The 22,518-nt window shown below is 64.6% G+C and carries 19 protein-coding genes; 7 read left to right on the forward strand and 12 right to left on the reverse strand.

Annotated elements, in window-relative coordinates; translation table 11 throughout:
- Positions 1 to 120: 120 nt before the first annotated feature.
- Positions 121 to 4,239 (forward strand): hypothetical protein, encoded by a 4,119-nt coding sequence (locus OUZ30_RS04215; protein WP_266180934.1) that lies wholly within the window; start codon positions 121 to 123, stop codon positions 4,237 to 4,239.
- Positions 4,240 to 4,292: 53 nt separating this feature from the next.
- On the opposite strand, the gene OUZ30_RS04220 is transcribed toward OUZ30_RS04215, so the two are convergent.
- The 6 genes from OUZ30_RS04220 to OUZ30_RS04245 all read right to left on the reverse strand — a co-directional run bounded on the left by OUZ30_RS04220 (position 4,293) and on the right by OUZ30_RS04245 (position 9,973).
- Positions 4,293 to 5,309 carry an NADP-dependent oxidoreductase gene (locus OUZ30_RS04220; RefSeq protein ID WP_266180935.1) on the reverse strand — a complete coding sequence of 339 codons (1,017 nt, stop codon included), beginning with the start codon at positions 5,307 to 5,309 and terminating at the stop codon, positions 4,293 to 4,295.
- A 22-nt stretch (positions 5,310 to 5,331) separates the two neighbouring features.
- Positions 5,332 to 6,120 (reverse strand): SDR family oxidoreductase, encoded by a 789-nt coding sequence (locus OUZ30_RS04225; RefSeq protein ID WP_266180936.1) that lies wholly within the window; start codon positions 6,118 to 6,120, stop codon positions 5,332 to 5,334.
- Positions 6,121 to 6,136: 16 nt separating this feature from the next.
- Complete coding sequence (locus OUZ30_RS04230; protein ID WP_266180937.1) at positions 6,137 to 6,907, reverse strand: SDR family oxidoreductase; 771 nt, start codon at positions 6,905 to 6,907, stop codon at positions 6,137 to 6,139.
- Between the two features lie 76 nt (positions 6,908 to 6,983).
- The gene (locus OUZ30_RS04235; protein ID WP_266180938.1) at positions 6,984 to 7,673 is read right to left on the reverse strand and encodes a histidine phosphatase family protein; all 690 of its coding nucleotides are present in this window, start codon (positions 7,671 to 7,673) and stop codon (positions 6,984 to 6,986) included.
- 3 nt (positions 7,674 to 7,676) lie between these two features.
- Positions 7,677 to 8,747 carry a phosphotransferase family protein gene (locus OUZ30_RS04240; RefSeq protein ID WP_266180940.1) on the reverse strand — a complete coding sequence of 357 codons (1,071 nt, stop codon included), beginning with the start codon at positions 8,745 to 8,747 and terminating at the stop codon, positions 7,677 to 7,679.
- Positions 8,744 to 9,973, reverse strand: coding sequence for an acyl-CoA dehydrogenase family protein (locus tag OUZ30_RS04245; protein WP_266180941.1), 1,230 nt, complete (start codon positions 9,971 to 9,973; stop codon positions 8,744 to 8,746). Before OUZ30_RS04245 ends, OUZ30_RS04240 begins: the two co-directional genes overlap by 4 nt.
- 128 nt (positions 9,974 to 10,101) lie before the next feature.
- Here OUZ30_RS04245 and OUZ30_RS04250 point away from each other — a divergent pair, with 128 nt between their 5' ends.
- From OUZ30_RS04250 to prmC, 3 genes are all read left to right on the forward strand, one after another.
- A complete protein-coding gene (locus tag OUZ30_RS04250; RefSeq protein WP_266180942.1) occupies positions 10,102 to 11,016 on the forward strand; it encodes a LysR family transcriptional regulator in 915 nt (304 codons plus the stop codon).
- A 136-nt stretch (positions 11,017 to 11,152) separates the two neighbouring features.
- Positions 11,153 to 12,829, forward strand: a complete 1,677-nt coding sequence (locus OUZ30_RS04255; RefSeq protein WP_266180943.1) for an FAD-dependent oxidoreductase — start codon at positions 11,153 to 11,155, stop codon at positions 12,827 to 12,829.
- Positions 12,830 to 12,938: 109 nt separating this feature from the next.
- Positions 12,939 to 13,769, forward strand: a complete 831-nt coding sequence (prmC, locus tag OUZ30_RS04260) for a peptide chain release factor N(5)-glutamine methyltransferase (RefSeq protein WP_266180944.1) — start codon at positions 12,939 to 12,941, stop codon at positions 13,767 to 13,769.
- A gap of 50 nt (positions 13,770 to 13,819) precedes the next feature.
- On the opposite strand, the gene dxs is transcribed toward prmC, so the two are convergent.
- Both dxs and OUZ30_RS04270 read right to left on the reverse strand, forming a co-directional pair.
- Positions 13,820 to 15,709, reverse strand: a complete 1,890-nt coding sequence (gene dxs, locus OUZ30_RS04265; protein ID WP_266180945.1) for a 1-deoxy-D-xylulose-5-phosphate synthase — start codon at positions 15,707 to 15,709, stop codon at positions 13,820 to 13,822.
- 171 nt (positions 15,710 to 15,880) lie between these two features.
- A complete protein-coding gene (locus OUZ30_RS04270) occupies positions 15,881 to 16,483 on the reverse strand; it encodes an HNH endonuclease (protein ID WP_266180946.1) in 603 nt (200 codons plus the stop codon).
- Between the two features lie 255 nt (positions 16,484 to 16,738).
- Here OUZ30_RS04270 and OUZ30_RS04275 point away from each other — a divergent pair, with 255 nt between their 5' ends.
- The gene (locus tag OUZ30_RS04275; protein ID WP_266180947.1) at positions 16,739 to 17,509 is read left to right on the forward strand and encodes a SapC family protein; all 771 of its coding nucleotides are present in this window, start codon (positions 16,739 to 16,741) and stop codon (positions 17,507 to 17,509) included.
- Between the two features lie 233 nt (positions 17,510 to 17,742).
- The gene (locus OUZ30_RS04280) at positions 17,743 to 18,144 is read left to right on the forward strand and encodes an ester cyclase (protein ID WP_266180948.1); all 402 of its coding nucleotides are present in this window, start codon (positions 17,743 to 17,745) and stop codon (positions 18,142 to 18,144) included.
- 23 nt (positions 18,145 to 18,167) lie between these two features.
- Here OUZ30_RS04280 and OUZ30_RS04285 read toward each other — a convergent pair whose 3' ends face one another.
- From OUZ30_RS04285 to OUZ30_RS04300, 4 genes are all read right to left on the reverse strand, one after another.
- Positions 18,168 to 18,875: a DUF899 family protein gene (locus OUZ30_RS04285; RefSeq protein WP_266180949.1), complete on the reverse strand. Its 708-nt coding sequence runs from the start codon at positions 18,873 to 18,875 to the stop codon at positions 18,168 to 18,170.
- Positions 18,876 to 18,940: 65 nt separating this feature from the next.
- The gene (locus OUZ30_RS04290) at positions 18,941 to 19,414 is read right to left on the reverse strand and encodes a GNAT family N-acetyltransferase (RefSeq protein WP_266180950.1); all 474 of its coding nucleotides are present in this window, start codon (positions 19,412 to 19,414) and stop codon (positions 18,941 to 18,943) included.
- Between the two features lie 121 nt (positions 19,415 to 19,535).
- Positions 19,536 to 21,311: an acyl-CoA dehydrogenase C-terminal domain-containing protein gene (locus tag OUZ30_RS04295; RefSeq protein ID WP_266180951.1), complete on the reverse strand. Its 1,776-nt coding sequence runs from the start codon at positions 21,309 to 21,311 to the stop codon at positions 19,536 to 19,538.
- Positions 21,312 to 21,348: 37 nt separating this feature from the next.
- Positions 21,349 to 21,831: a hypothetical protein gene (locus tag OUZ30_RS04300; RefSeq protein ID WP_266180952.1), complete on the reverse strand. Its 483-nt coding sequence runs from the start codon at positions 21,829 to 21,831 to the stop codon at positions 21,349 to 21,351.
- 204 nt (positions 21,832 to 22,035) lie between these two features.
- Between OUZ30_RS04300 and OUZ30_RS04305 the strand changes: the two genes are divergently transcribed.
- Positions 22,036 to 22,503: an SET domain-containing protein gene (locus OUZ30_RS04305; RefSeq protein WP_266180953.1), complete on the forward strand. Its 468-nt coding sequence runs from the start codon at positions 22,036 to 22,038 to the stop codon at positions 22,501 to 22,503.
- Positions 22,504 to 22,518: the final 15 nt, after the last annotated feature.

The raw sequence follows: 22,518 nt of genomic DNA on the forward strand, positions 1-22,518 counted from the left end.
TTTTTTTTGCCGCAACCCCTTTCCACCCGCATCGGCGTTGCATGACCTGGGAGCGCACCACGCGGTCTGCGGCTTGCTTCTACACTGTCCCGACCCGCACGGGTCGTCAGGGAGAGATACATGCGTCGTCCATGGGAATGGTTGTTGGGACTCATGCTGGTGGCCGCGCCGCTGTTGGCGCAGGACGTGCCACCCGCCTTGCGGGACTGGAAGGACTGGGTGTTGCATGACGTGCCGCAGCACGCCTGCCCGCTACTCGCCACACCGGACGCGGACGCCAACGTTGGCACCTGCGCATGGCCGGGACGTCTGGTCCTGGACGTCGATAAGGACGGCGCGCACTTCAGCCTCGGTGTGCATGTGGACGCCGAAAGCTGGGTGGGCCTGCCGGGCGACGCGCGCAACTGGCCGCAGCAGGTCAGTGTCGATAACAAGCCCTGGCCCGTGCTCGATCGCGAGGAGAATCCGGCGTTGCATCTGGCTGCCGGCGACTATGTCATTCGCGGGGTGTTGCCATGGGACAGCCGTCCAGCGCGCCTTCGCGTACCCGAATCGATTGGGCTGGTGTCGCTCACGCTGGATGGCAAGGTCGTCAACCGCGTCGAACGCCATGCCGATCAGGTCACGCTGGGCGAGGCGGCAGCGGCTCAGCGTGTCGTCGACGCGCTGTCGTTGCGGGTTTACCGGCACCTCGCCGATGGCTTGCCGTCGCGACTGGAAACCCAGCTCCAATTCGATGTCACCGGCAGTTCGCGCGAACTGCTGTTTGGCCCTGCGCTACCCAGGAATTTCATGGCCACGTCGCTGCAAGGCGAGCTGCCGGCGCGACTGGAAAGCGATGGACGTCTGCGCGTGCAACTGCGCCCCGGTCACTGGACGCTTACCCTCGGCGCGCGCGGTACCGAGGTGCTTGAACACATCACCTTGAGCTTGCCCGCCGGGCCTTGGCCGCGCCAGGAAATTTGGAGCTATGCCGACGACACCTCGTTGCGCAGCACGCGTGTCCAGGGGCAGGCGACCGACGCGGCCCAGGCCGATGTACCCGGGGAATGGCAAAACCTGCCCGCCTATGTGCTCGATGGCAGCAGCGGACTCTCCATCGAACAGGGCACGCGCGGCGGCGAAGGCGGGCAGGGCGATCAGCTCACCCTGCATCGCCAGCTGTGGCTCGATTTCGACGGCCGCGGCTACAACGCAGCCGATCATCTCACCGGTACGTTGCGCCGCCACCAGCGCCTCGACGTTACCGCGCCTTGGCAACTGCAAAGCGCCGTGCAGGACGGTACGCCGTTGTTGATCACCGCCAACCGCGATGGGCATGGCGGCGTCGAATTGCGCTACACGTCGGTGAACCTCAAGGCCGGCCTGCGCCTGCCCGAGCGCGGTGCGATGCCAAGCACGGGATGGCAGCTGCCCCTGGAAAGCATCGACGCCACGCTGCACTTGCCCTACGGCTATCGGCTGCTCGGCGCCGCGGGCGCGGATCGTTCGCCCGATTCGTGGATCGCCCAATGGAGCCTTCTCGATCTGTTCGTGGTCGCCTTGATCGGTTTGCTGGCCGGACGCTTGCTGGGTTGGCCGTGGGCCTTGGTCGCCGTGGGGTTCCTCGCCTTGTCGCAACACGAGTCCGGTGCGCCGCGCTGGACGCTGGCCGTGGCGCTTGCGCTGGCCCTGCTGATGCGCGCCTTGCCGGACGGACGGCTACGGGTGATCTCTCGCATCACGGCTGCCGCGCTGCTCGCCTTGGCCGTGCTGTGGACGCTTCCGTTCGCGGCGAGGGAGATGAGCTACGCCCTGCATCCACAACTGGAAGGACGCAGCGTCGCTGGTGGCCAGGTCCTCGAGACGCGCTACGTCCAGCCGGAGGCTTATGCGAATCAGGAAGAGCAGGATCGGCTCGCGGCATCGAACGCACCCGAATCGGCCCCCGCGCCCATGGCGATGATGCAGCCGGCCCCGCCTCCTCCACCCGCTCCGCCTGCACCTGTTGCAGAGATCAGTGCGGGAAAAACCGCGCCCTCGATGGTTCTCAAGTCCGTGACGGTGACGGGCACGCGCCTCACCGCATCCATGACCGTGGGTCAGGAAACGGATGCGCATAGCGTCATCCAGGCGGGCCGTGGCGCGCCCCGTTGGGACGTCGGCAACAACTATCGGCTCGGTTGGTCCGGGCCGGTCATGGCCGAGCAGAGCACGCGCCTGGTCATTGCTCCGGCCTGGCTGGTGCGCCTGTTGCGTGTCGCCATGCTGGCGCTGTTGCTGCTGTTGCTGGGCCGCCTGTCGCTTGGCTTGCTACGCCCATGGCTGGGGCCGTGGCGTGGCTGGAGCGTGCGTGGCGCTGCCGTCGCGCTGCTCGCGCTGGCTCTGCTGCCGCACGCCGCGCAGGCGCAAGACACGCCCAGTGATGCGGTGCTCACGCAGTTGCGTACGCGTCTCACCGAGGCGCCGACCTGCGCGCCGGATTGTGCGGCGGTGGCGCGCGCAGAAGTGCAGGCAAGCGGCGACAGCGTGGTACTCGATCTGGACATGCACGCCGGCGCCACGGTGGCCGTGCCTTTGCCGCAAGCCGACGCCTCCCTGCAGTTGAGCGGCGTCAGCACGGATGGGCACGATGCGATCCTGACCCAGCAGGCCGATGTGCTCCTGGTCAAGCTGGAGCGTGGCGTGCATCGCGTGTCATTGCGTTATCGCGCGGCGCCGGTCGATACGGCCAGCCTGCACTTCGCGCTACGCCCGCAACGCCTCGAGTTCAGTGGCGAGGGGTGGGCGGCTGACGGCGTGGACGACCATCGGTTACTGGGCGACAGCCTGAGCTTGAACCGCGTGCGTGCGGGCTCGGATGGAAAGCCACAAGAGGCGGCGGTGCAGGCATTTCCACCCTATGTGAGGTTGACCCGAACCCTGGTCCTTGGCGTGGACTGGAGCGTGGAAAACACGGTCGAGCGAATAGCGCCCAGCGATGGCGGCTTCAGCCTTGATCTGCCCCTGCTGCCAGGCGAACATCCGCTGGGCGACAACATCCGTGTCCACGATGGCCGCATCGGCGTGACCTTCAACGCAGGCCAGGACCTCGTCCGCTGGAGTAGCCGACTGGATACCTCGGACAGCCTGGGGCTCACCGCGCCGGCCCTGAATGATCGCGCCGAGGCATGGGTGCTGCAGGCGGCCCCGATCTGGCATCTCGAAGCCAAGGGCGTGCCGGCGAATCTCAGCGACGATGGCTTGCGTTATCTGCCCTTGCCCGGTGAAAGCCTGCAGGTCGCCATCCATCGACCCCAGGCGATGGCCGGCGACAGCTTGGCCTTCGACGAAGTGACGGTGCGCAGTCATTCGGCTGATCGCGCCACCGAAACCTTGCTCGTGCTGGCTGCGCGTAGCACACGTGGCGGCGAGCATCTGATCGGCTTGCCACCCGGTGCGGAATTGCTCGAGGCACGCCGCGACGCCTCGCTCATGAGCCTGGCCATTCGCGACGGCAAGCTCAGCCTGCCGTTGTTGCCGGGCAGCCATCGCTACAGCTTGCGCCTGCGCGAACCGCAAGGCGTCGCCGTGCGCACGCGCACGCCGACGTTTTCGCTCGATGCGCCGGCGGCCAACATCTCGTTGCAGCAGTCGTTGCCAGAGGACCGTTGGGTACTGTGGACGTGGGGTCCGGCGGCGGGTCCAGCCGTGATGTACTGGTCCCAACTGATCGTGCTGCTGCTCGCCGCGTGGCTGCTGTCGCGCCATGCACCGACACCGCTGCGTTTCCATCAGTGGCTGTTGCTTGGCCTTGGCTTCTCGGCCTTTGCCTGGGGCGCGTATGCGCTGGTGGTGGTCTGGTTGATCCTGCTCGGCCTGCGCGCCCGGCATGTGGTGCCCGAGCCCTACGCTACCCGCTTCAACCTGCTGCAAGCGGGCTTGGCGCTGATGACGGTGGCGGCCCTGGTCGTGCTGGTCTCGGCGGTGCCGAAAGGGCTGCTGGGGCTGCCGGACATGCACGTCGCGGGCAACGCTTCCAGCGCCTGGCAGCTGAACTGGTTTGCCGACCAGAGTCGTGGCGTGCTGCCGCACGCCGGCGTCTTCAGCGTCTCGCTATGGTTTTACAAGATCGCCATGCTGCTGTGGGCGCTGTGGCTGGCGAATGCGTTGATCGGCTGGCTGCGCTGGGGCTTCGAGGCCTGGACCAAGGGTGGTTATTGGCGTCCACGCAAGCCTAAGGCGATCGAGCCACCGCCGGTGCCGGTGCCTGCGGAGTAGCGGGAATGCATTGCTGCGACGGAAGGTATCCGTCGCAGCAATGATTTCGCGGCTCAGGCTTCTGCGGCCACGCGCAGTACAAGCTTGCCGGTGTTGCTGCCTTCGAACAGGCGGTTGAGCACCAGCGGAGCGTTCTCCAGGCCATCCTCGATGGTTTCGCCGGCCTTGATGCGGCCTTCGCGCACCCAGCCAATCAGGTCCTGCACGGCGCGCTGGCTGTCGCGATAGTCGAACGCGAGGAATCCACGCACGGTGAGGCGCTTGACGATGATCACGCTGTAGTCGTCGGCAGGCTTCGCGCCGCTGGTGTAATTGGCGATCAAGCCGCACAGCGCCACGCGTCCACCGTTGACCATGCGCGACAGCACCGCGCGCATCACAGGGCCGCCGACATTCTCGAAATTCACATGCACACCGTCGGGGGTGGCGGCAGCCAAGGCCTGCTTCCAGTCATCGGCCTTGTAGTCGACCGCGGCGTCGAAGCCGAGATCGTCAATCAAGTGGCGGCACTTGTCCGGACCGCCCGCAATACCGACGACGCGCGCGCCGCGCAGCTTGCCGATCTGTCCGGCAATCGAACCGACTGAACCCGCCGCCGCCGATACCACCAGGGTTTCACCGGGCTGCACGGGCGCGATCTCGGTGAGGCCGTAATACGCGGTGATGCCGCTGAAGCCACAGGCACCCAGCAGGGTGGGCAAGGGGACGGGCGGCTTCGGCGGCAGCTTCACCCAATCCTTCGCCCGCTTGTCGTCGACCACGGCGTAGTCCTGCCAACCCACCAGTCCCTGCACCAGGTCGCCGACTGCGTACTGCGCGGAGCGCGAGGCCACCACGCGACCCAGCCCGAGTCCGCGCATCACCTCGCCGATCGCCACCGGCGGCATGTATTGCGGAATGTCGCTCATCCACACGCGGTTGGTCGGATCCATCGAGAGATACAGCACGCGCACCAGGGCCTGCCCCTCGGCGAGTTCGCCCGTGGGCTGTTCGTGCAGTTCGAAATTGTCCTGGCGGACCAGGCCTTCGGGTCGGCTTTTCAGCCGCAGTTGGCGATTGACGAATGACATGGGAGCTCTCGTGGGGAAGGGGTCAGATGGCGCGCGCGCCACCGTCGATCACCAGCTCGGCGGCGGTGACGTAGCGGCTTTCATCGGATGCTAGATAGAGCACTGCATAGGCGACGTCATCGGGCTCGCCCAAACGCTTGAGGGGGATGCCTCGCACCAGCTTGCGCGTGGCCTCTTCTTCGCCAAGCGCCTCGAAGAACGGCGCCACGATGCCGGTGCGGATAAACGCCGGGTGCACCGAGTTGCAGCGCACGTCGATCTTCTGTCGCGCGCAATCCAGTGCCACCGACTTGCTCAGCATCGCCACGGCAGCCTTGGAGGTGTTGTATGCGGTGTAGTCCGGATCGACCTTGAAGGCGGCCAGCGAAGAGATATTGATGATGGATGCCGGTTGCGCATCACGCAGATAGGGCAACGCGTATTTGCAACCCATCATCACGCTGTCCAGGTTGATGCTCATCACGCGCTGCCATTCCTTTAGCGCGATGCTCTCGATGCTGCCCAGCGATCCGATGCCGGCGTTGTTGACCAGCACGGACAGGCCGCCCATGGTCTGTGCCGCTTGTTCCAGCACCTGTTTCCACACGGCTTCATCGCGCACGTCCTGGGCTGCTGCCCATGCCATCTGCGCGCCGAGTTCGCTATTGATCTCGTCGGCAAGCCTGGCGGTGGCGCCCGCATCCACGTCAGTGAGAAATACCTTGGCCCCGTGGCGTGCCAGCAGGCGTGCCATGGCAGAGCCAAGGCCACCTGCGGCGCCGGTGATGAAGGCACGCTTGCCGGTGGCACGCGGAGGAGGGGTGTAGGTCATGGCGAGTTCCTTCGGGTCAAACGCAGAGATAGCCACCATCGACGTTCAGCACCGCACCGGTGGTGTAGGACGCGGCGTCGGAGGCGAGATAGAGCGCGGCGCCGGCCATTTCCGTCGGCTGGGCTACGCGACGCATGGGCACATGGGCCAGCGCCTGCTTGAGGATGGCTGGCGTATTGACCAGTACCGAGGCGAACTTCGTATCGGTGAGGCCGGGCAACAGCGCGTTGCAGCGCACGCCCGCTTCGGCGCACTCGACCGCAAAGGCCTTGGTCATCGAGATCACCGCCGCCTTGGTGATCGAGTAGATGCCTTGTGCCACGCCCGGCACCACGCCGTTGACCGAGGCGACGTTGACGATGGAGCCGCCACCGTTCTTCTTCATCAATCGCGCAGCGTGCGTCGACATGTAGAAGTAGCCGCGAATATTCACGTCCACGGTCTTCTGGAACACCGAAGGCTCGGTATCGAGAATGTGGCCGAAGAACGGATTGGTGGCAGCATTGTTGATCAGGATGTTCAGGCGCCCGTGCTTCTGTTCTACCGTGGCATAGAGCGCTTCGATCTGTTCCATCTCGCCGATATGGCAGGCGATCGCTTCGGCCGAGCCGCCCTCTGCCACGATGCCGTCGACCACGGTCTGGCAGTCGACTTCGCGTCGGCTGGACACGACCACATGGGCGCCGTGTACCGCGAGCAACTTGGCGATTTCGGCCCCGATGCCACGACTCGCACCCGTGACGATGGCGATTTTTCCGGTGAGGTCGAAGGTGGCGGGAGTGGTCATGGTCGATGCTCGCTATTCGTGGAATGAATGTTGGGTGTTCGAGTTGGCAGGGAAACGCAAGCTGCCATGCGCAAGCTCATCGCAATGTCACAAGGTGCGGGTCGTCGAGGCGCTCCAGATGGGGCCACGCGTTATAGGTCACCAGCCTGGCTCCGCGTGAGCTCAGTCGCAGTCGGGTCACGCCGGTATTCACCAGTGGCCAGCTGAGCTTGAAAGTCTGCGCGACGGGCGCCTCCAGCAAGGCGCTCGCGATCACGGCGATGGGGCCGCCGGACGTAAATGCCCATAGGGTCTTGGCGGGATGCTCGGCGAGCTGCTGTAGCGCGTCGAGGACATTCGCGCGAAACGTCGGCCAGGACAGGCTGTACTCCGCATCGTGTCGACCGCTGATCCAGCGTGCGACGGCGTCGGCGAACAGGCGCTGGAACGCGCGATGCGGATCGGCGTCCTGTTTGAGTTCGGCACGCAGGGCACCCGGTCCGGCAAGATCGGGACGGTGGCGCGCGAGTATTTCGTGGTGATCGAATTCGTCCAGGCCAGGAAACAGTACGGCCGGCGAACTCAAGCCGGCTGCTTGCAGGCACAAGGAAGCCGTATCGCGATGACGCAAGCGCGGCCCCACAGCAACCAGGTCGGGAGCAGGGCTGGATGCAGCCAGCCATTCACCGAGCAGGGACGATTGTTGCTCACCGATAGGCGAAAGCTGGTCATAGTCCTCCGCGCCGAAGCTGGCCTGGCCGTGACGGATCAGCAGCAGCTCGCGCATCGCTTACGCCGCCTTGCCGGCGATGATGCGACGGCAACGCTGGCCCATGTAACGCGCGGCGTCGCCGAAACCGGCAAATTGCGGGTGGGTGGTCTGGCCCAGGGCGTAGCGACGGTAGATCTGCTGGATGATGACCATCAAGCGAAACAGGCCGAATACTTCGTAGAAGCCGAAGTTCGACACGTCCAGGCCGCTGCGTTGCCCGTAGTAGGCGACTACTTCGCGTCGGGTAAACATGCCGGCTTCGTGCGTGGGCTGGCGACGAAACGACTGGAACACGGCGTCGTCATCGGCTTGTACCCAATAGGCCAGCGACCCGCCGAGGTCCATCAACGGATCGCCGATCGTGGCCATCTCCCAGTCCAGCACGCCGATGATGCGCAGCGGGTCGTCCGCGTCGAGCACCAGGTTGTCGAAACGGTAGTCGTTGTGGATGACGCAGCTGGCGTTGTCGCGGGCGGGTTGATGCGCATCGAGCCAGGCGAGCACGTCATCGCATGGGTCGGAACCGTCGGTGGCGGCCTGTCGCCAGCGCTCGCTCCAGCCGCTTACTTGCCGCGCGATATAGCCGTCGCCTTTGCCCAGCGTGCTCAGGCCCGGTTGGGTGGTGTCGACGTGGTGCAGTTCGATAAGGCGGTCGATGAAGCCGCTGCACAGACGCTGCACGCCATCGCGATCCAGTCCCAGTGCGGGCGGCAGGTCGCGCCGAAGGATGGTGCCGTCGAAGCGTTCCATGACGTAGAAGTCCTGTCCGATTACGTCGGCGTCGTCGCAAAGAGCGAGGATCGCCGGCACATACGGATAGCGGGGCCTGAGCGCGCTCATCACGCGCGCTTCGCGCATCATGTCATGCGCAGACTTGGCCTTAGCGCCGCGTGGCGGTCGGCGCAATACAAGTTCCCGGTTGGCATAGCGGAGCAGGTAGGTGAGGTTCGACGCGCCACCGGGAAATTGTGTGACCGCAGGCGTGCCCTCCAGGTCTGCGATGTGCTGCTTGAGGAATGCATCGACGCGCGAGGCATCGAATGCATCTTCCTCGCGCACCGGGCGTGTCTGGTCCGGTATCGCGGTCACGCACGAGCTCCTTTCGCCAACTGCGCCTTGGCCTCGAGTTTGGCGACCACGGCACGATGCACCTCGTCCGGACCGTCGGCCAGACGCAGCACACGCGCATAGGCGAAGAGTCGCGTCAGGGGCACATCGTCGGACAGGCCGGCGCCACCGTGGATCTGTATCGCGGCATCGGCGGCTTGTTGCGCCACGGCGGGTACCACCACCTTGATCTGCGAAATCAGGCTAAGTGCTGCCTTGATGCCATGCGTGTCGAGTGTCCACGCCGTCTTCAAAGTCAGCAGGCGCGCCTGCTCGATCGCCATGCGCAGGTTGGCCACGATGTCCGCATTGCCGCCGAGACGCAGCAGCGGCTTGCCGAACGCTACACGCGATTGGGCGCGCTCACATAACAAGCCAAGCGCGCGTTCGGCCGCGCCGAGCGCGCGCATGCAGTGATGTACTCGACCGGGGCCAAGCCGCCCCTGTGCAATCTCGAAACCACGCCCCGGGCCGAGGATGACGTGGTCCAGCGGCAGTCGCACGTTGCTGAAGCTCAGCTCGCCGTGGCCGGACGGTTCGTCGTAGTCATGGAATACCGGCAACATGCGCTCGATGTGTACACCAGCCTGATCCAGCGGACAAATCACCATGCTGTGCCGCCGATGCGGTTCGGTATGCTCGTCGCTCAGGCCCATGAAGATCACGAAGCGGCAGTGCGGATGGCCAAGGCCCGTTGTCCACCATTTGCGACCGTTGAGCACGATGTGATCGCCATCGACCTGCGCCGTCGCCCGCATATTGGTGGCATCGGACGAAGCCACTTCCGGCTCGGTCATCGCGAAGCCCGAGCGGATCTGGCCATCGAGCAGCGGCGTCAGCCAACGTTCGCGTTGAGCGGGTGAGCCATAGCGATGGAGCACTTCCATATTGCCGCTGTCGGGCGCAGCGCAATTGAACACTTCCGGCGCGATGAAGGAGTGCCCCATGAGCTCGGCCAGCGGCGCATAGTCGAGATTGCTGAGGCTAGGGCCACCTTCAAGGTCAGGCAGAAACAGATTCCACAGCCCCTCGGCACGGGCACGAGCCTTCAACTGCTCCATGATGACCGGCTGGCGCCATTGGCGATGGTCGGCACCGCCGGCCAACTGGGCGGCATAAACGGACTCGGCCGGGATGACTTCCTCACGCATGAAGCGATCGAGGCGTTCGGCAAGCGCTCGGGTGCGCTCGGAAGGTGAGAAGTCCATGGCTTTCCTCCAGAAGCAGCCAGCCTACGCCTGCGTCGTCGGATAATTAAAATGAATATGCTTTATGTCTACGTATTAGTCATGTGAATATGTTGGCGGTGAGCCGTGCCGGCTCAAGGGAGGTTGCCGTGGAGCGCGACAGTCGCATCGATCTCAATCTGTTTCGCGTGCTCGACGCCATCTATAGCCAGGGCGGTGTGAGCGCGGCGGCACGGGTGCTGCACCTCACCCAGCCCGCCGTCACACACGCGTTGGGCCGCTTGCGTGACCATCTCGGCGACCCGCTGTTCGTACGCCAGGGCAACCGTCTGCTGCCCACGGAGAAAGTACGCGCGATGATGCCGGCCGTGCAGGCGCATTTGAAAGGACTGCTGGGCAGCACGCACACGCAGCCTCGGTTCGACGCGGCGCAATTGCAGATGGAGTTTGTCATCGGCTTTCGCGACATTCTCGAATCGATTGCGCTGCCCGCCCTGATGACGGACATCGAACGCTTCGCGCCCGGTGTGCGGGTCGTCAGTCGGCGTCTCGCCGCCGATGAAGTGGAGCGCGAACTGAGTACGGGCGCGCTTGATCTGGCGGTGGACCGGCCGCTGCGTGCCGGGCCGCGTATTTCGCGTCGCCATTTGCTGGATGAGTCGCTGGCGGTGGTCGTGCGCCGCGATCATCCGTTCGCGAGCCAGCTGCGGCGTGCCGACTACCTCGATGCGCAGCATGTCGTCGTCTCGCCGCTTGGTGAGTCGAACGCGCTGGACTTGCTGCTGGGGCAGAGCGGCATGTTTCGCGAAGTACGCCTGGTCTGCCAGCACTACTTTTCCGCGTGCCAGATCGTTGCCGCCAGCGATTTGCTGCTGACCGTGCCGCAGTCCTATGCGAACCACCTCGCGAGCCTGTTGCCGGTTGCGGTTTGCCCCTTGCCGATTCGCCTGAAGGCGTTTCCGATCCTCGCCTACTGGCATGACTCCAAGGACGACGACCAGGCGCACGGCTGGTTTCGCGAGCGCCTCGTGCATGCCATTACGCACGCGATGGGGCCGTCTTGAAACTGACTTGCCCATGACGCGGATACAGGCGCAGGATGCTCGGACCGGGTTGCACAAAATGTTGGTGCAAAGCGGCTGATAGCCCAGGAACAACCCGGCGACGCGCGTCGGGATGGCTCATGACGAGGTGTCTTGCATGTCGGATCAGTCCCCATCGCCCGAGATCGTGTACGACCCTACCGATCCCATGTTGCGCAAGGAGCAGATGTTCCCGCGCTTGAGTCCGGAGATGGTTCAACGTATTGCTGCCTACGGTCAGGAGGAGTTGGTGCCAACCGGCACCCTGCTGTTCGAGCGAGGCCAGCGTGGCTCCGATTTCTTCCTCGTGCTGGAAGGCCTGGTCGAGGTGTTCGAGACGGACAAGTTCGGACACCCGAACGTATTCACCATTCATGCTGCGCGCCAGTTCAGCGGCGAAATGAACCTGTTCAACCAGCGCAGCATCCTGGCCTCGGCGCGCGCTGCCTGCGACAGCAAGGTGGTGCGTGTGCGTTCGGAGGACTTCCGTCGCATGGTCGCTTCGGAGGCCGATATCAGCGAAATCATCATGCGCGCCTTCATCCTGCGCCGGGTCGGCCTGATCCGGCAGGGCCTCGGCGGCGTGGTGCTGGTCGGTCCTGGGCATAGCGCCGACACGCTGCGGCTGGAGCGCTTCCTGGTGCGCAACGGCTACCCGCATAAGCTGATCGACACGGAGGTCGATCCGGACGCGGACGGTTTTGTCGCGTGCTTCCAGTTGAAGACCGAACAGTTGCCCGTGGTGATCTGCCCGGAACGCTGCTTCCTGCAGAACCCGAGCAACGCCGAGTTGGCCGACGAGCTCGGACTCACCGAGACGATCGACCCGCAGCACGTGTATGACGTGGTGGTGGTGGGCGCCGGTCCTGCCGGGCTGGCGTCTGCCGTCTATGCCGCGTCTGAAGGCCTTTCCACCCTCGTGGTGGAAGGCATGGCGCCGGGCGGGCAGGCGGGCACCTCGTCGAAGATCGAGAACTACCTGGGCTTCCCCACGGGTATCTCCGGGCAAGCATTGGCCGGACGCGCCCAGGCGCAGGCACAGAAGTTCGGCGCGCGACTGGCCATCTCGCGCCAGGCAGCAAGCGTCGACTGCTCAGAGCAGCCGTTTCGGCTGCAGCTCGACGACGGCCAGGAGGTCACGGCGCGGGTGGTCATCGTCGCCACCGGCGCCCGCTACCGCAAACTCGATGTGCCCGGCTATGCGCGTTTCGAAGGTGCGGGGATTCATTACGCAGCGACCGCGATGGAAGGTCAGCTGTGCAAGAACGAGGAAGTCGTCGTGGTCGGCGGCGGTAATTCCGCCGGGCAGGCAGCGGTATTCCTCGCCGGCATCGCGGCACACGTGCACGTGCTGGTGCGTTCCGATGGACTTGCCGCCACCATGTCCGACTACCTGGTGCAACGCATCGCGCGCTCATCGTCGATCACCCTGCATGCGCGTAGCGAGATCGTCGGCCTCGAAGGCGAAGAGCGCTTGCGGCATGTGAGCTGGCGTCATCGAGATACCGGTGAGCTGACCACGCGCCCGGTTGGCAACATGTTTGTGATGATCGGCGCGGAACCCTGCACCGAGTGGCTGAAAGACTGCCTTGCACTCGATAACAAGGGCTTCGTGCTGACCGGGCGCTGCGCCGAAGGCCACCTGCTGGAGTCGCCCTATGCCACCACCAAGCCGGGCATCTTTGCGGTCGGCGACGTGCGCTCCGGCTCGGTGAAGCGTGTGGCTTCCAGTGTCGGTGAGGGCTCGGTGGTGATCCAGGCCGTGCATCGCTATCTCGCCCCGGACGTCGGCTGAATGCTCGTGCATTCGATCTACACTGTTCGCCTTTTGCTGGTGGACATCCGCATGCTCGCTCGATCGTTTTCCCTCGCGCATCGTCGCCTGCCGGTGTGTAGCTTGCCGCATGGCTGACGTGCGCCAGTGGTTGGCCCAGGCGGCGCTCCAGCTCGGCGACAGGCTGGAAGCGGAACTGCTGCTGGTCCATGTCCTGGACAAGCCGCGTAGCTGGTTGATTGCGCATGCAGACGATGCGCTGGATGCAGCGCATGAGGCCGATTACGCAGCCCTGGTCGAGCGTCGACGGCATGGCGAGCCCGTGGCCTACATCACCGGCCGCCGTGGTTTCTGGTCGTTTGATCTCGAGGTCACGCCAGCAACGCTCATCCCGCGCCCCGAGACTGAATTGCTGGTGGAGTTGGCGCTAGACAAATTGCCGGCAAAGCGTGCCTCGCGCGTGGCCGATCTTGGCACCGGTAGCGGAGCCATCGCCCTTGCCCTTGCACGCGAATGCACGCGCGCGCAGGTGCTGGCCACCGACGCGAGTGCAGAGGCGCTTGCGGTCGCCCGGCGCAATGCCGAACGCCTGGGTATCGCCAATGTCACGTTTGTGCAGGGCGACTGGCTTGCTCCGCTGGCGGATCAGCGCTTCGACCTGATCGTCTCCAATCCGCCCTACATCGAAGCGGACGATGCACATCTCGCGCAAGGCGATCTGCGCTTTGAGCCAGCCAGCGCACTCGCCTCAGGGCACGATGGGCTGGACGCCATCCGACGCATCGCGGCCGACGCGCGCGCTCACCTTGAGCCGGGCGGCTGGTTGATGATGGAACACGGCTGGAACCAGGGCGAAGCGGTGCGAGCCGTACTGACGGGAGCTGGATTCGTCGAGGTGTTTACCGCGGTCGACCTGGAGCAGCGCGACCGGGTGAGTGGTGGGCAAAAAGGCGACGACTAGGCGTCGCCAGCCGATGTGCTGAGGCACACCGGCTGGCTGACAACCGAGACTCAGGCCGTGACCTGACTCAACGTGCCCACGTGCGGGAAGCGGGCTCGAATCGCCTTGCGAATGCCGGGCAGATCGAGGCCGGCCATGGTCAGCACCTCTTCGCGGCTGCCGTGTTCCAGATACACATCGGGCAGACCCAGGTGCAGGATGGGCATGAGCACGCCATGCGCGGCCAGGCATTCCGCCACCGCGCTGCCAGCGCCGCCCGCGATGGCGTTGTCTTCAAGCGTGACGAAGGCTTCATGGGTATTCGCCAGCTCGAGGATCATCGCCTCGTCCAGCGGCTTCACGAAGCGCATGTTGACCAGGGTGGCATCGAGTTCGGCGGCGATTTCCGCCGCAGGCGCCAGCATCGCGCCGAAGCTGAGCAGGGCAAGACCACGGCCGCGACGACGCAGCTCCGCCTTGCCGATTGGTAACGTTTCCAGTTCCTTGCTCAAGGCAATGCCGGGGCCGGTGCCACGCGGATAGCGCACCGCCGCCGGACCATGGTGCTGAAAGCCCGTACTGAGCATCATGCGGCATTCGTTTTCATCCGCGGGCGCCATGATGATCATGTTCGGCAGGCAACGCAGATAAGTCAGGTCGAAGCTGCCCGAATGCGTCGCACCGTCCGGACCGACCACGCCCGCGCGGTCGATGGCAAACGTCACATCGAGGTTCTGCAGCGCTACGTCGTGGATGGCCTGGTCATACGCGCGCTGCAGGAAGGTGGAATAGATCGCCACCACCGGCTTGGCGCCCTCGCAGGCCATGCCGGCCGCCAGCGTCACGGCGTGCTGCTCGGCAATTGCCACGTCGAAATAGCGTTGCGGGTATTCCTTGGAGAAGCGAACCAGTCCGGAGCCTTCGCGCATGGCCGGCGTGATGCCGAGCAGACGGCTGTCCGCGGCGGCCATGTCGCACAACCAGTCACTGAAGATGTCGGTGTAGGTGGGCTTGGACGGCGCGGATTTCTTCACCAGGCCGGCCTGCGGGTCGAACGGGCCGACCGCGTGGTATTCGATCTGCGCCTGCTCAGCAGGTGCGTAACCCTTGCCCTTGGTGGTGATGATGTGCAGCAGCTGTGGGCCGGGCAGGTCCTTCACCGTGCGCAGCGCGGTCAGCAGCAGCGGCAGGTTGTGGCCATCGATCGGGCCGGTGTAGTGGAAGCCCAGTTCCTCGAACAGCGTGCTCGGCACGAACATGCCCTTGGCGTGTTCTTCCCAGCGCTTGAAAAAGCGGCCGAAGAACGATTGCTTGGGGATCGCGCGCTTGGCCCGTTCGCGCCACGCGTTGAGCGTGCGGTTGGACATGGCGCGACCGGCCATCTTGGTCAGCGCGCCGACATTTTCGCTGATCGACATGCCGTTGTCGTTGAACACCACCAGCATGTTCGGCTCGACGTCGCCGCCATGGTTAAGCGCCTCGAACGCCATGCCGGCGGTCATTGCGCCATCGCCAATGACCGCGACGATCTTGCGCTGGTCGCCCTTGCGCTGCGCGGCAATAGCCATGCCCAGCGCAGCCGAGATCGAGGTGGAGGAGTGACCGACACCAAACGTGTCGTATTTGCTTTCCTCACGGCGCGGGAACGGCGCGAGGCCGTCTTTTTTCTTGATCGTGGTGATCCGGTCTCGGCGACCCGTGAGAATCTTGTGGGGGTAGCACTGGTGGCCGACGTCCCATACGAGGCGATCGTTGGGCGTGTCGAACACGCGATGCAAGGCCACGGTCAACTCGACCACGCCCAGGCCGGCGCCAAAATGGCCGCCGGAGCTGGCCACAGCTTCGATCAGGTATTCGCGCAGTTCATCGGCAACGGCGGGTAAGTCCTCATCGGGGACGCGGCGCAAGTCGGCCGGCGATTCGATGGGCGCCAGATGGGGGTAACGGGACAGGTCGTTCATGCGCCTATTGTTGGCCCAGCGGAAGGGCGGGGCAAGGGCAGAGAAGTGAAAACCTGCGGCCGGTGCCTCGCGGGGGCCTCCACCCGGCACGGCCGGCGGCGCGAAACCCGCAGCGATATCGGAATCTGTTCAAAATACCTACGTGGTCACGCGGAGACCTTGAAGCGGCCTTTAAGCCATGTGCTGCCGGCGGTCGCGCGGCAGGTGGCTGACCAGGAATTCCATCTGGTCGGCCAGGATGTTGCGGTTGGACAGGATCAGGTGCTCGACCCAGCTCGGGCGGTAAGGCACCGCGAGCAAGGGCATATTGGCCTGCTGAGGCGTGCGATTGCTCTTGCGCAGGTTGCAGGCCAGGCAGGCGCAGACCACGTTTTCCCACGTGTCCTTGCCGTGCTTGGAGATGGGCAGGACATGGTCGCGGGTGAGTTCACCGCGGCTGAAGCGCTCACCGCAATACATGCACAGGTAGCGATCGCGGGCGAACAGAGCGGTATTGGTGAGCGCGGGGGCCGGATCGATCGCGTGGTCGCGGCAATGGCCGGTGCTGGCAATGATCGGATGCAGCGACAGCTTGCTCTGCTCGCCACTGAGCCGATTCTGGCCGCCGTGCACGGTGAGGCAGGGGTCGCCCAGGGTCCAGGCGACGGCGTCGCGTACGTAGAGGCAAACCGCCTCCTGCCAGCTGATCCAATCAAGAATACGGCCAGCGGCATCCAGCGAAAGCACGCGGGTCGAATGCAGGTCGACCACGCGGCGAGGCACTTCCATCAGCATGCAAAGCGTCCTTCAACCAAGGCGAATGAACGTTCGGGCGATGCAACGATGCTCGTAACCACGGCAGGATAGTCCAATTTCGTTACAGAACACACGCAAATGGTTGTCTGGGCAGGAAGAACCTTACGTAGACAGGGGTGTTCGCTGGGGCCCCGGGCACTGATATAGTGCTCGTTCATCTGTAGACCCGGGGCCGGGTTTGGGAGGGGGAGCCTCGGTGGCGACCCCGGCACGGCTGGGGGAGAGGTAGTAAACGTGGCTGAAGTTCTTTTCTACGAGCGTCCTGTGCCGCTCAACCGCACCGAGCACAAAGACCTCCGTATCAAGCCGATTCCGAACCTGAAGTTCGCGAGCACGGTGCATTCGGTGCCGCTGACCGGCGTGGAGTTCCCCGCTGCCGCGCGCGACCTGCCTATCCTGTTCGGCGGCCTGACCCCCGAGGATGCAGGCCCGATGGCACTGCTCGGCCTGCGCGAGAACGAGAATCTGTTCGTCAACGAAGCCGGCCAGTGGGAAGCCAATACCTATATTCCCGCCTTCGTGCGCCGTTATCCGTTCGTGCTGGCTGAAAAGCCTGTTGGCCAGGAAGGTGATGACTTCACCGTCTTCCTCGACGAGGCCTACGAAGGTTTTGGTACGGCGGAAGGCGATCGCCTGTTCAAGGAAGACGGCGCCGAGACCGAACTGCTGGCCAATGCCGTGAAGTTCCTCGGCGAGTTCCAGCAGCATGTCGCGCGCACCCAGTGGTTCATGGAGCAGCTGCGCAAGCACAACCTACTCGAGCCACGGAACATCCGCCTGGAGAAGGATGGCAAGTCCATCAACCTCAATGGCCTGTTCGTGGTGAACGAGGACAAGCTGCGCCAGCTCGACGAGAAGACCACGCATGAATTCCTGCGTGAGGGCGTGCTCGGCTGGATCTACGCGCACCTGCTGTCGCTATCCAACATCGATCGCATCGGCCAGCGTCTGAGTCAGCGCGAGCAGGTCGAAGTGACGGAAGCGGCTTCCGCGACCAAGAACTGATCGCGCAGCGTCGCGGCGTCTCTCGATGCCGCGACGCTTTCCCCTGGCGCGCAAGGCGCCAAGGGCCGGGCGAACGTCGCCCAGACCTTGCCAGTGATGGCCACCCAGCGTCCGTTCCCGGCGTGTCCTCACATAACCCAAGCGCAGACTGGGGCTATGCTTGCTGCGACATGACCGGTTGATCGGGCTGATCCAGCGCCCGGCGTGATCTCCGCTTCCGAAGGGGTGCCACCGTGTCGGAACAGAACAAGCGTGTCGTGCTGACCTACGTGGACGCATTCAATCGCGGCGACCTTGATGCGATGTGCGCCACCTTTGCCACGAATGCCTTGATCTATGGCGCGCTCGGTTGGGGTGGGCTCGACATTGCCAGGCCACTGTGGGGCGACCTGATGCGCTGCTTCCAGGTCAGCCTCGAAGTCGACGCCATGGTGGCCGAGGGTGAAACCGTGGCGGTCCGCTATACCGAGCGCGGCCGCTCCGTGGCGCCGTTCAAGAATGGCCCGGTGACAGGCAAGAACTATGAAGTCGTCGCCATGGAGTGGTTCGCGATAAGGCAAGGGCATATCGAGCGCCGATGGGGCACCCGTGACGTGGCGTCGATATTTCGCCAGATGGCGTTGCCGCCACCTTGATCGGCGCCCTGACCTGACAGGGTCTAGCCGCCGTAGGTGAGGCTGGGCCGCCAGTCGACGCTACGGCCTTCCGGCGTGTAGTCCAGTACGTGCCACAGCGGCCAGATCGGATCGACATGGCGGGGATCCTGCCCTGGCTCGGGGGCGACGAACATCAACTCGCTGCCCCAGGTGTGATGGACCCGCCCGTCGCGCCGCACGAACACGTTGAGCATCGGCATCTGCTTACCGTCGGCGGTCTCGCCGTGATAGTCCACGTTGTAGGTGTTGTGCGCGGACGACAGCAGATGCAGATGGCGCCATCCGCGTTCTCGCGCAAAGTGACGGATGCGCTGGATCGGCGATTTGGCTATGACGGCCACATTGGTGCGCTGGCGCAGGTGTGGCATCTGGCTGTCGAGCGCATCGAGAATGGATGAACATGACGGGCAGGGCTGGGCCATCGCCGGGCCGAACATGTAGTTGTAGATGACCAGGCTGTCCTTGCCGTCCTCGAACAGATCCGACAGGCGCACTTGCCGCTCGATATCCGTGTCGACAGGCGTGTCGCCTTCATCATCAAAACTGTAGTCCAGCGGAACGGGGCCACCTGGCGGCAAAGCGCGTCGCAGGGCGGCGGTGGCTTCGAGCTGTCGCCGCAATTCCATTTCGGCCTTCAGCAGGCGGTCGCGCGAGCGGCGATAGGCGTCGGTTTCGCCAGGGAATCGAACGGAATGCAGCGACTGTTCCATCGTCGTCTCCCTTGATGGTGATGACCGTGTACGCCACGGTCAGCGCCCCTGTCTTCGGTCACCTATCAGCGAACCGGTTTGGCCAGTCGCAAGAGGTCGGCGGCATAGCCGGCGTTTTCGTAAATCGCCCGCGCTCGTTCGTTGCCAGGAAATACGGCCAGCGTCACCAACTGGCAGCGATGTTCGCGCGCCCAGGTTTCGGCATGGTCGAGCAGGGCCTGGCCCACGCCGCGGCCTTCCTGTTCCGGCGCCACGGCCAGGTCGGAAATATGGCAATTGCTGCGTCCGTTGAAGAAGTCCTGGGTCTTCTGCAGGTGGATGAAACCTACCGGTTCGCCATCGCTGTCTTCGGCCACGAACAGGAAACTGTTGGCTGGCTGGTCTTCGAGATGGCGCAGCAGGTCGTTGCGGATGCCTTCGATGCATTCGTGTCGACGTCGCCAGGGCGGCAGCGTGAAGTCCACGAAGCGGGGCACCAGGCCAAGGATGAAATCGTCGTCGTCTTCGGCCAGACGAATCAGGTAGGTCACATCGCTCATGCGGGGAAACCGGGCCGCCAGGGAAAGGTTTGCTGGTTCTACACCTTGCCTCGCCGTCGCGGTAGTCCCCGACCCGATCCTCGCCCGTGGGCGGGGATCGGGTCGGAGCGGTACGGACGCGTCAGGCGATCGCCGGCAGGGTATCGATGCCTGCCTCGATGGCGGCCTGGTGGGTCAGGCAGCGCGGCAGGATACGGCTGAAGTAGAACTTGGCCGTGTCGCGCTTGGACTGCTTGAACGCTTCCTGCTGGCTGCTGTTGGCCAGGGCCGCCACGCTGCGGGCCCACATGTAGGCCAGGGTGACGTAGCCGGAGTAGTAGAGGTAGTCGGTGGCTGCGGCACCCAGTTCTTCCGCGTTGCCTTGCACGCGCTGCGCCAGCGACAGGGTGAGATCCGCCCACTGCTTGGCATAGGTGGCCAGCGGCGCGATCAGCTCACGCAGCGAAGCGTCTTGCGCGTGCTGCTGGCAGAACGCCTGAATTTCCTTGAGGAAGATCTTGAAGCCGGCGCCTTGCAGCTGGAGGATCTTGCGGCCCAGCAGGTCGGCTGCCTGGATGCCGGTGGTGCCTTCGTACAGCGTAATGATGCGGGCATCGCGCACGAACTGCTCCACCCCGTTCTCGGCGATATAGCCGTGGCCACCGTATACCTGCAGCGCTTCCTTGGTGCTCTCCTGTGCCAGCTCGGTCACCACGCCCTTGGCGATGGGGATCAGGAAGGCGACCAGGTCGCTGGCCTGCTTGCGCGTGGCTTCGTCGGCTCCGCGTGCTTCGACGTCGGTCTGCAGCGAGGTGTACAGCAGCAGCGCGCGCGAGCCTTCGGCAATGGCGCGCTGGGTGAGCAGCATGCGACGCACGTCCGGCTGCACCAGCAGGTTGTCGGCCGGCTTGTCGGGGAACTTCGGACCCGACAGCGAGCGCGACTGCAGGCGCTCACGGGCGTAGTTGTTGCTGTTCTGCAGTGCACGTTCGGCCAGTGCCAGGCCCTGCACGCCGACGCCAAGGCGCGCGGCATTCATCATGGTGAACATGGCCGCCAGGCCCTTGTGCGGCTGGCCGATCAGGTAGCCTTCGGCGGCGTCGAAGTTCATCACGCAGGTGGCCGAGCCGCGCAGGCCCATCTTGTGCTCGATGGCGCCCGCCGCCACGGCGTTGCGCGCACCCAGCGAGCCATCCGCGTTCACCTTGAACTTCGGCACGATGAACATCGAGATGCCGCGGCTGCCGGCCGGTGCGTCGGGCAGGCGGGCCAGTACCAGGTGGATGATGTTCTCGGTGAGGTCATGCTCGCCAGCGCTGATGAAGATCTTGGTGCCGGTGATCTTGTAGCTGCCTTCCGCGCCGGGTTCGGCGCGGGTCTTGAGCAGACCAAGGTCGGAACCGGCCTGCGGTTCGGTCAGGCACATGGTGCCCGTCCAGCGGCCTTCCACGATGGGCTTGAGGTAGGTGTTCTGCTGCTGCTCGGTGCCATGCAGCTCCATCGCGTGGCAGGCGCCCTCGGACAGCAGCGGGTACAGGCTCCAGGACAGGTTGCCCGACTGGAAGATCTCGGTGGTGGCCGTGCCGATGGTGTTCGGCAGGGCCTGGCCGCCGAAATGCTCGGCCTGGGTCAGGCCAGTCCAGCCACCGTCGGCGAACGCCTTGAAGGCTTCCTTGAAGCCCTTGGGCGTGGTCACCGTCTGGGTGGCCTTGTCGAAGCGGCAGCCTTCCTCGTCGCCACTGGCATTGGTCGGCGCCAACACGGCTTCGCTCAGGCGGCCGGCTTCTTCGAGCACAGCGTCCAGCAGATCGCGCGTGTGGTCTTCGCCACCCTGCAGCTTGGTGAGGACGGCTTCAGCGCCAAGCACGTCAAAGAGGGCGAAACGCTGGTCGTCGAGCGGAGCCTTGTAAATGGTCATGGCGTAAGTCCTTCGTGGGTAATGCGGGCGCCAGAGGTCAGCGCCAGGTATTGGGGATGCCCGGCACCGGCGAAAGCCAGTCGTTGCCGTGGAAACTGAAATCGCGCGCCGTCTTTTCCTGCTCCGGCTGGGCACTGGCGCTGCCAGAGACGCTATAGGGCAGGCTGCCCGCGCTGCCCTTGCTGGCGGTGGCTTTGAGGGCGGCGGTCATCTCGGGGGTGGCCAGCAGATTGATCTGCATAACATCCGCAGCGAAGGCGGGAATGTCCAGGTCGAAGCTGGTGTGCAAGCGCACGGGTACCAGGTCGGCCACCTTCAGCTCGCCGTCGATGGAACGGAAGTCCATGCCGCCGTAGCTGTTGTTCTGAATGCGAAGCGTGAGCTGCCACTGCCCATTCGGCCGCAAGGCCACTTCCTGGAGGCTCACCGACGGCGGGAACACGCTCTTGCGTGGCGGCCCGCAGGCCACCAGTCCAGCCACCAGAACACCGAGCGCCACACAGCGAAGCAGTCGTCTCATGGATTCACCTCAAACGATTGTTTGAATCTTAGCAGGAGGACTGAGGCGTCTGTCACCTGCCCAAGGCGTCCACTATAGAATTCGCTGCATGGTGCGGCCGACGCCGTCATCCCTGCATGATGGTGCCGGCCGTGCGCCGGGAGGTTCCCATTGCGCGCTGCAGCAGGCATCATCAGCCGCTTCCCCAGACTCTGCTTGCCACTCATGACCCGACGTATCGCTGCCCGCCGCTCGCCCATCCATGGCAATGGCGTCTTCGCCGTCGCCCCGATCAAGAAGGGCGAGGAAGTCATCGAGTACAAGGGCACGCTGATGACCCATGCCGAAGCCGATGTGCTTTACGGCGATGGCGGGGAAACCGGACACACGTTCCTGTTCACGCTCAACGATGAGTACCTGATCGACGCCAACCGCAAGGGCAATACGGCGCGCTGGATCAACCACAGCTGCGATCCGAACTGCCAGGCACTGATCGAGGAAAGCGCGAACGGTGATCCGCGCAAGGACCGTGTGCTGATCGAGGCGACCCGCAACATCAAGCCGGGCGAAGAGCTGACCTACGACTACGGCATCACGCTGGACATGCCGCATACGGCGCGACTGAAGAAGTTGTGGGAGTGTCGCTGCGGCTCGAAGAAGTGCACCGGGACATTGCTCAAGTCCAAGCGCTGAGCGCCACCCGCTGTT

Origin of the sequence: Dyella humicola (genome assembly GCF_026283945.1) — a bacterium.
GTDB lineage: Bacteria > Pseudomonadota > Gammaproteobacteria > Xanthomonadales > Rhodanobacteraceae > Dyella > Dyella humicola.

Coding starts and splice junctions, on each gene's coding strand:
- OUZ30_RS04215 (WP_266180934.1), top strand. CDS start 121: ATGCGTCGTCCATGGGAATGGTTGTTGGGACTCATGCTGGTGGCCGCG.
- OUZ30_RS04220 (WP_266180935.1), bottom strand. CDS start 5,309: ATGTCATTCGTCAATCGCCAACTGCGGCTGAAAAGCCGACCCGAAGGC.
- OUZ30_RS04225 (WP_266180936.1), bottom strand. CDS start 6,120: ATGACCTACACCCCTCCTCCGCGTGCCACCGGCAAGCGTGCCTTCATC.
- OUZ30_RS04230 (WP_266180937.1), bottom strand. CDS start 6,907: ATGACCACTCCCGCCACCTTCGACCTCACCGGAAAAATCGCCATCGTC.
- OUZ30_RS04235 (WP_266180938.1), bottom strand. CDS start 7,673: ATGCGCGAGCTGCTGCTGATCCGTCACGGCCAGGCCAGCTTCGGCGCG.
- OUZ30_RS04245 (WP_266180941.1), bottom strand. CDS start 9,973: ATGGACTTCTCACCTTCCGAGCGCACCCGAGCGCTTGCCGAACGCCTC.
- OUZ30_RS04255 (WP_266180943.1), top strand. CDS start 11,153: ATGTCGGATCAGTCCCCATCGCCCGAGATCGTGTACGACCCTACCGAT.
- prmC (WP_266180944.1), top strand. CDS start 12,939: ATGGCTGACGTGCGCCAGTGGTTGGCCCAGGCGGCGCTCCAGCTCGGC.
- dxs (WP_266180945.1), bottom strand. CDS start 15,709: ATGAACGACCTGTCCCGTTACCCCCATCTGGCGCCCATCGAATCGCCG.
- OUZ30_RS04270 (WP_266180946.1), bottom strand. CDS start 16,483: ATGCTGATGGAAGTGCCTCGCCGCGTGGTCGACCTGCATTCGACCCGC.
- OUZ30_RS04285 (WP_266180949.1), bottom strand. CDS start 18,875: ATGGAACAGTCGCTGCATTCCGTTCGATTCCCTGGCGAAACCGACGCC.
- OUZ30_RS04290 (WP_266180950.1), bottom strand. CDS start 19,414: ATGAGCGATGTGACCTACCTGATTCGTCTGGCCGAAGACGACGACGAT.
- OUZ30_RS04295 (WP_266180951.1), bottom strand. CDS start 21,311: ATGACCATTTACAAGGCTCCGCTCGACGACCAGCGTTTCGCCCTCTTT.
- OUZ30_RS04300 (WP_266180952.1), bottom strand. CDS start 21,831: ATGAGACGACTGCTTCGCTGTGTGGCGCTCGGTGTTCTGGTGGCTGGA.
- OUZ30_RS04305 (WP_266180953.1), top strand. CDS start 22,036: ATGACCCGACGTATCGCTGCCCGCCGCTCGCCCATCCATGGCAATGGC.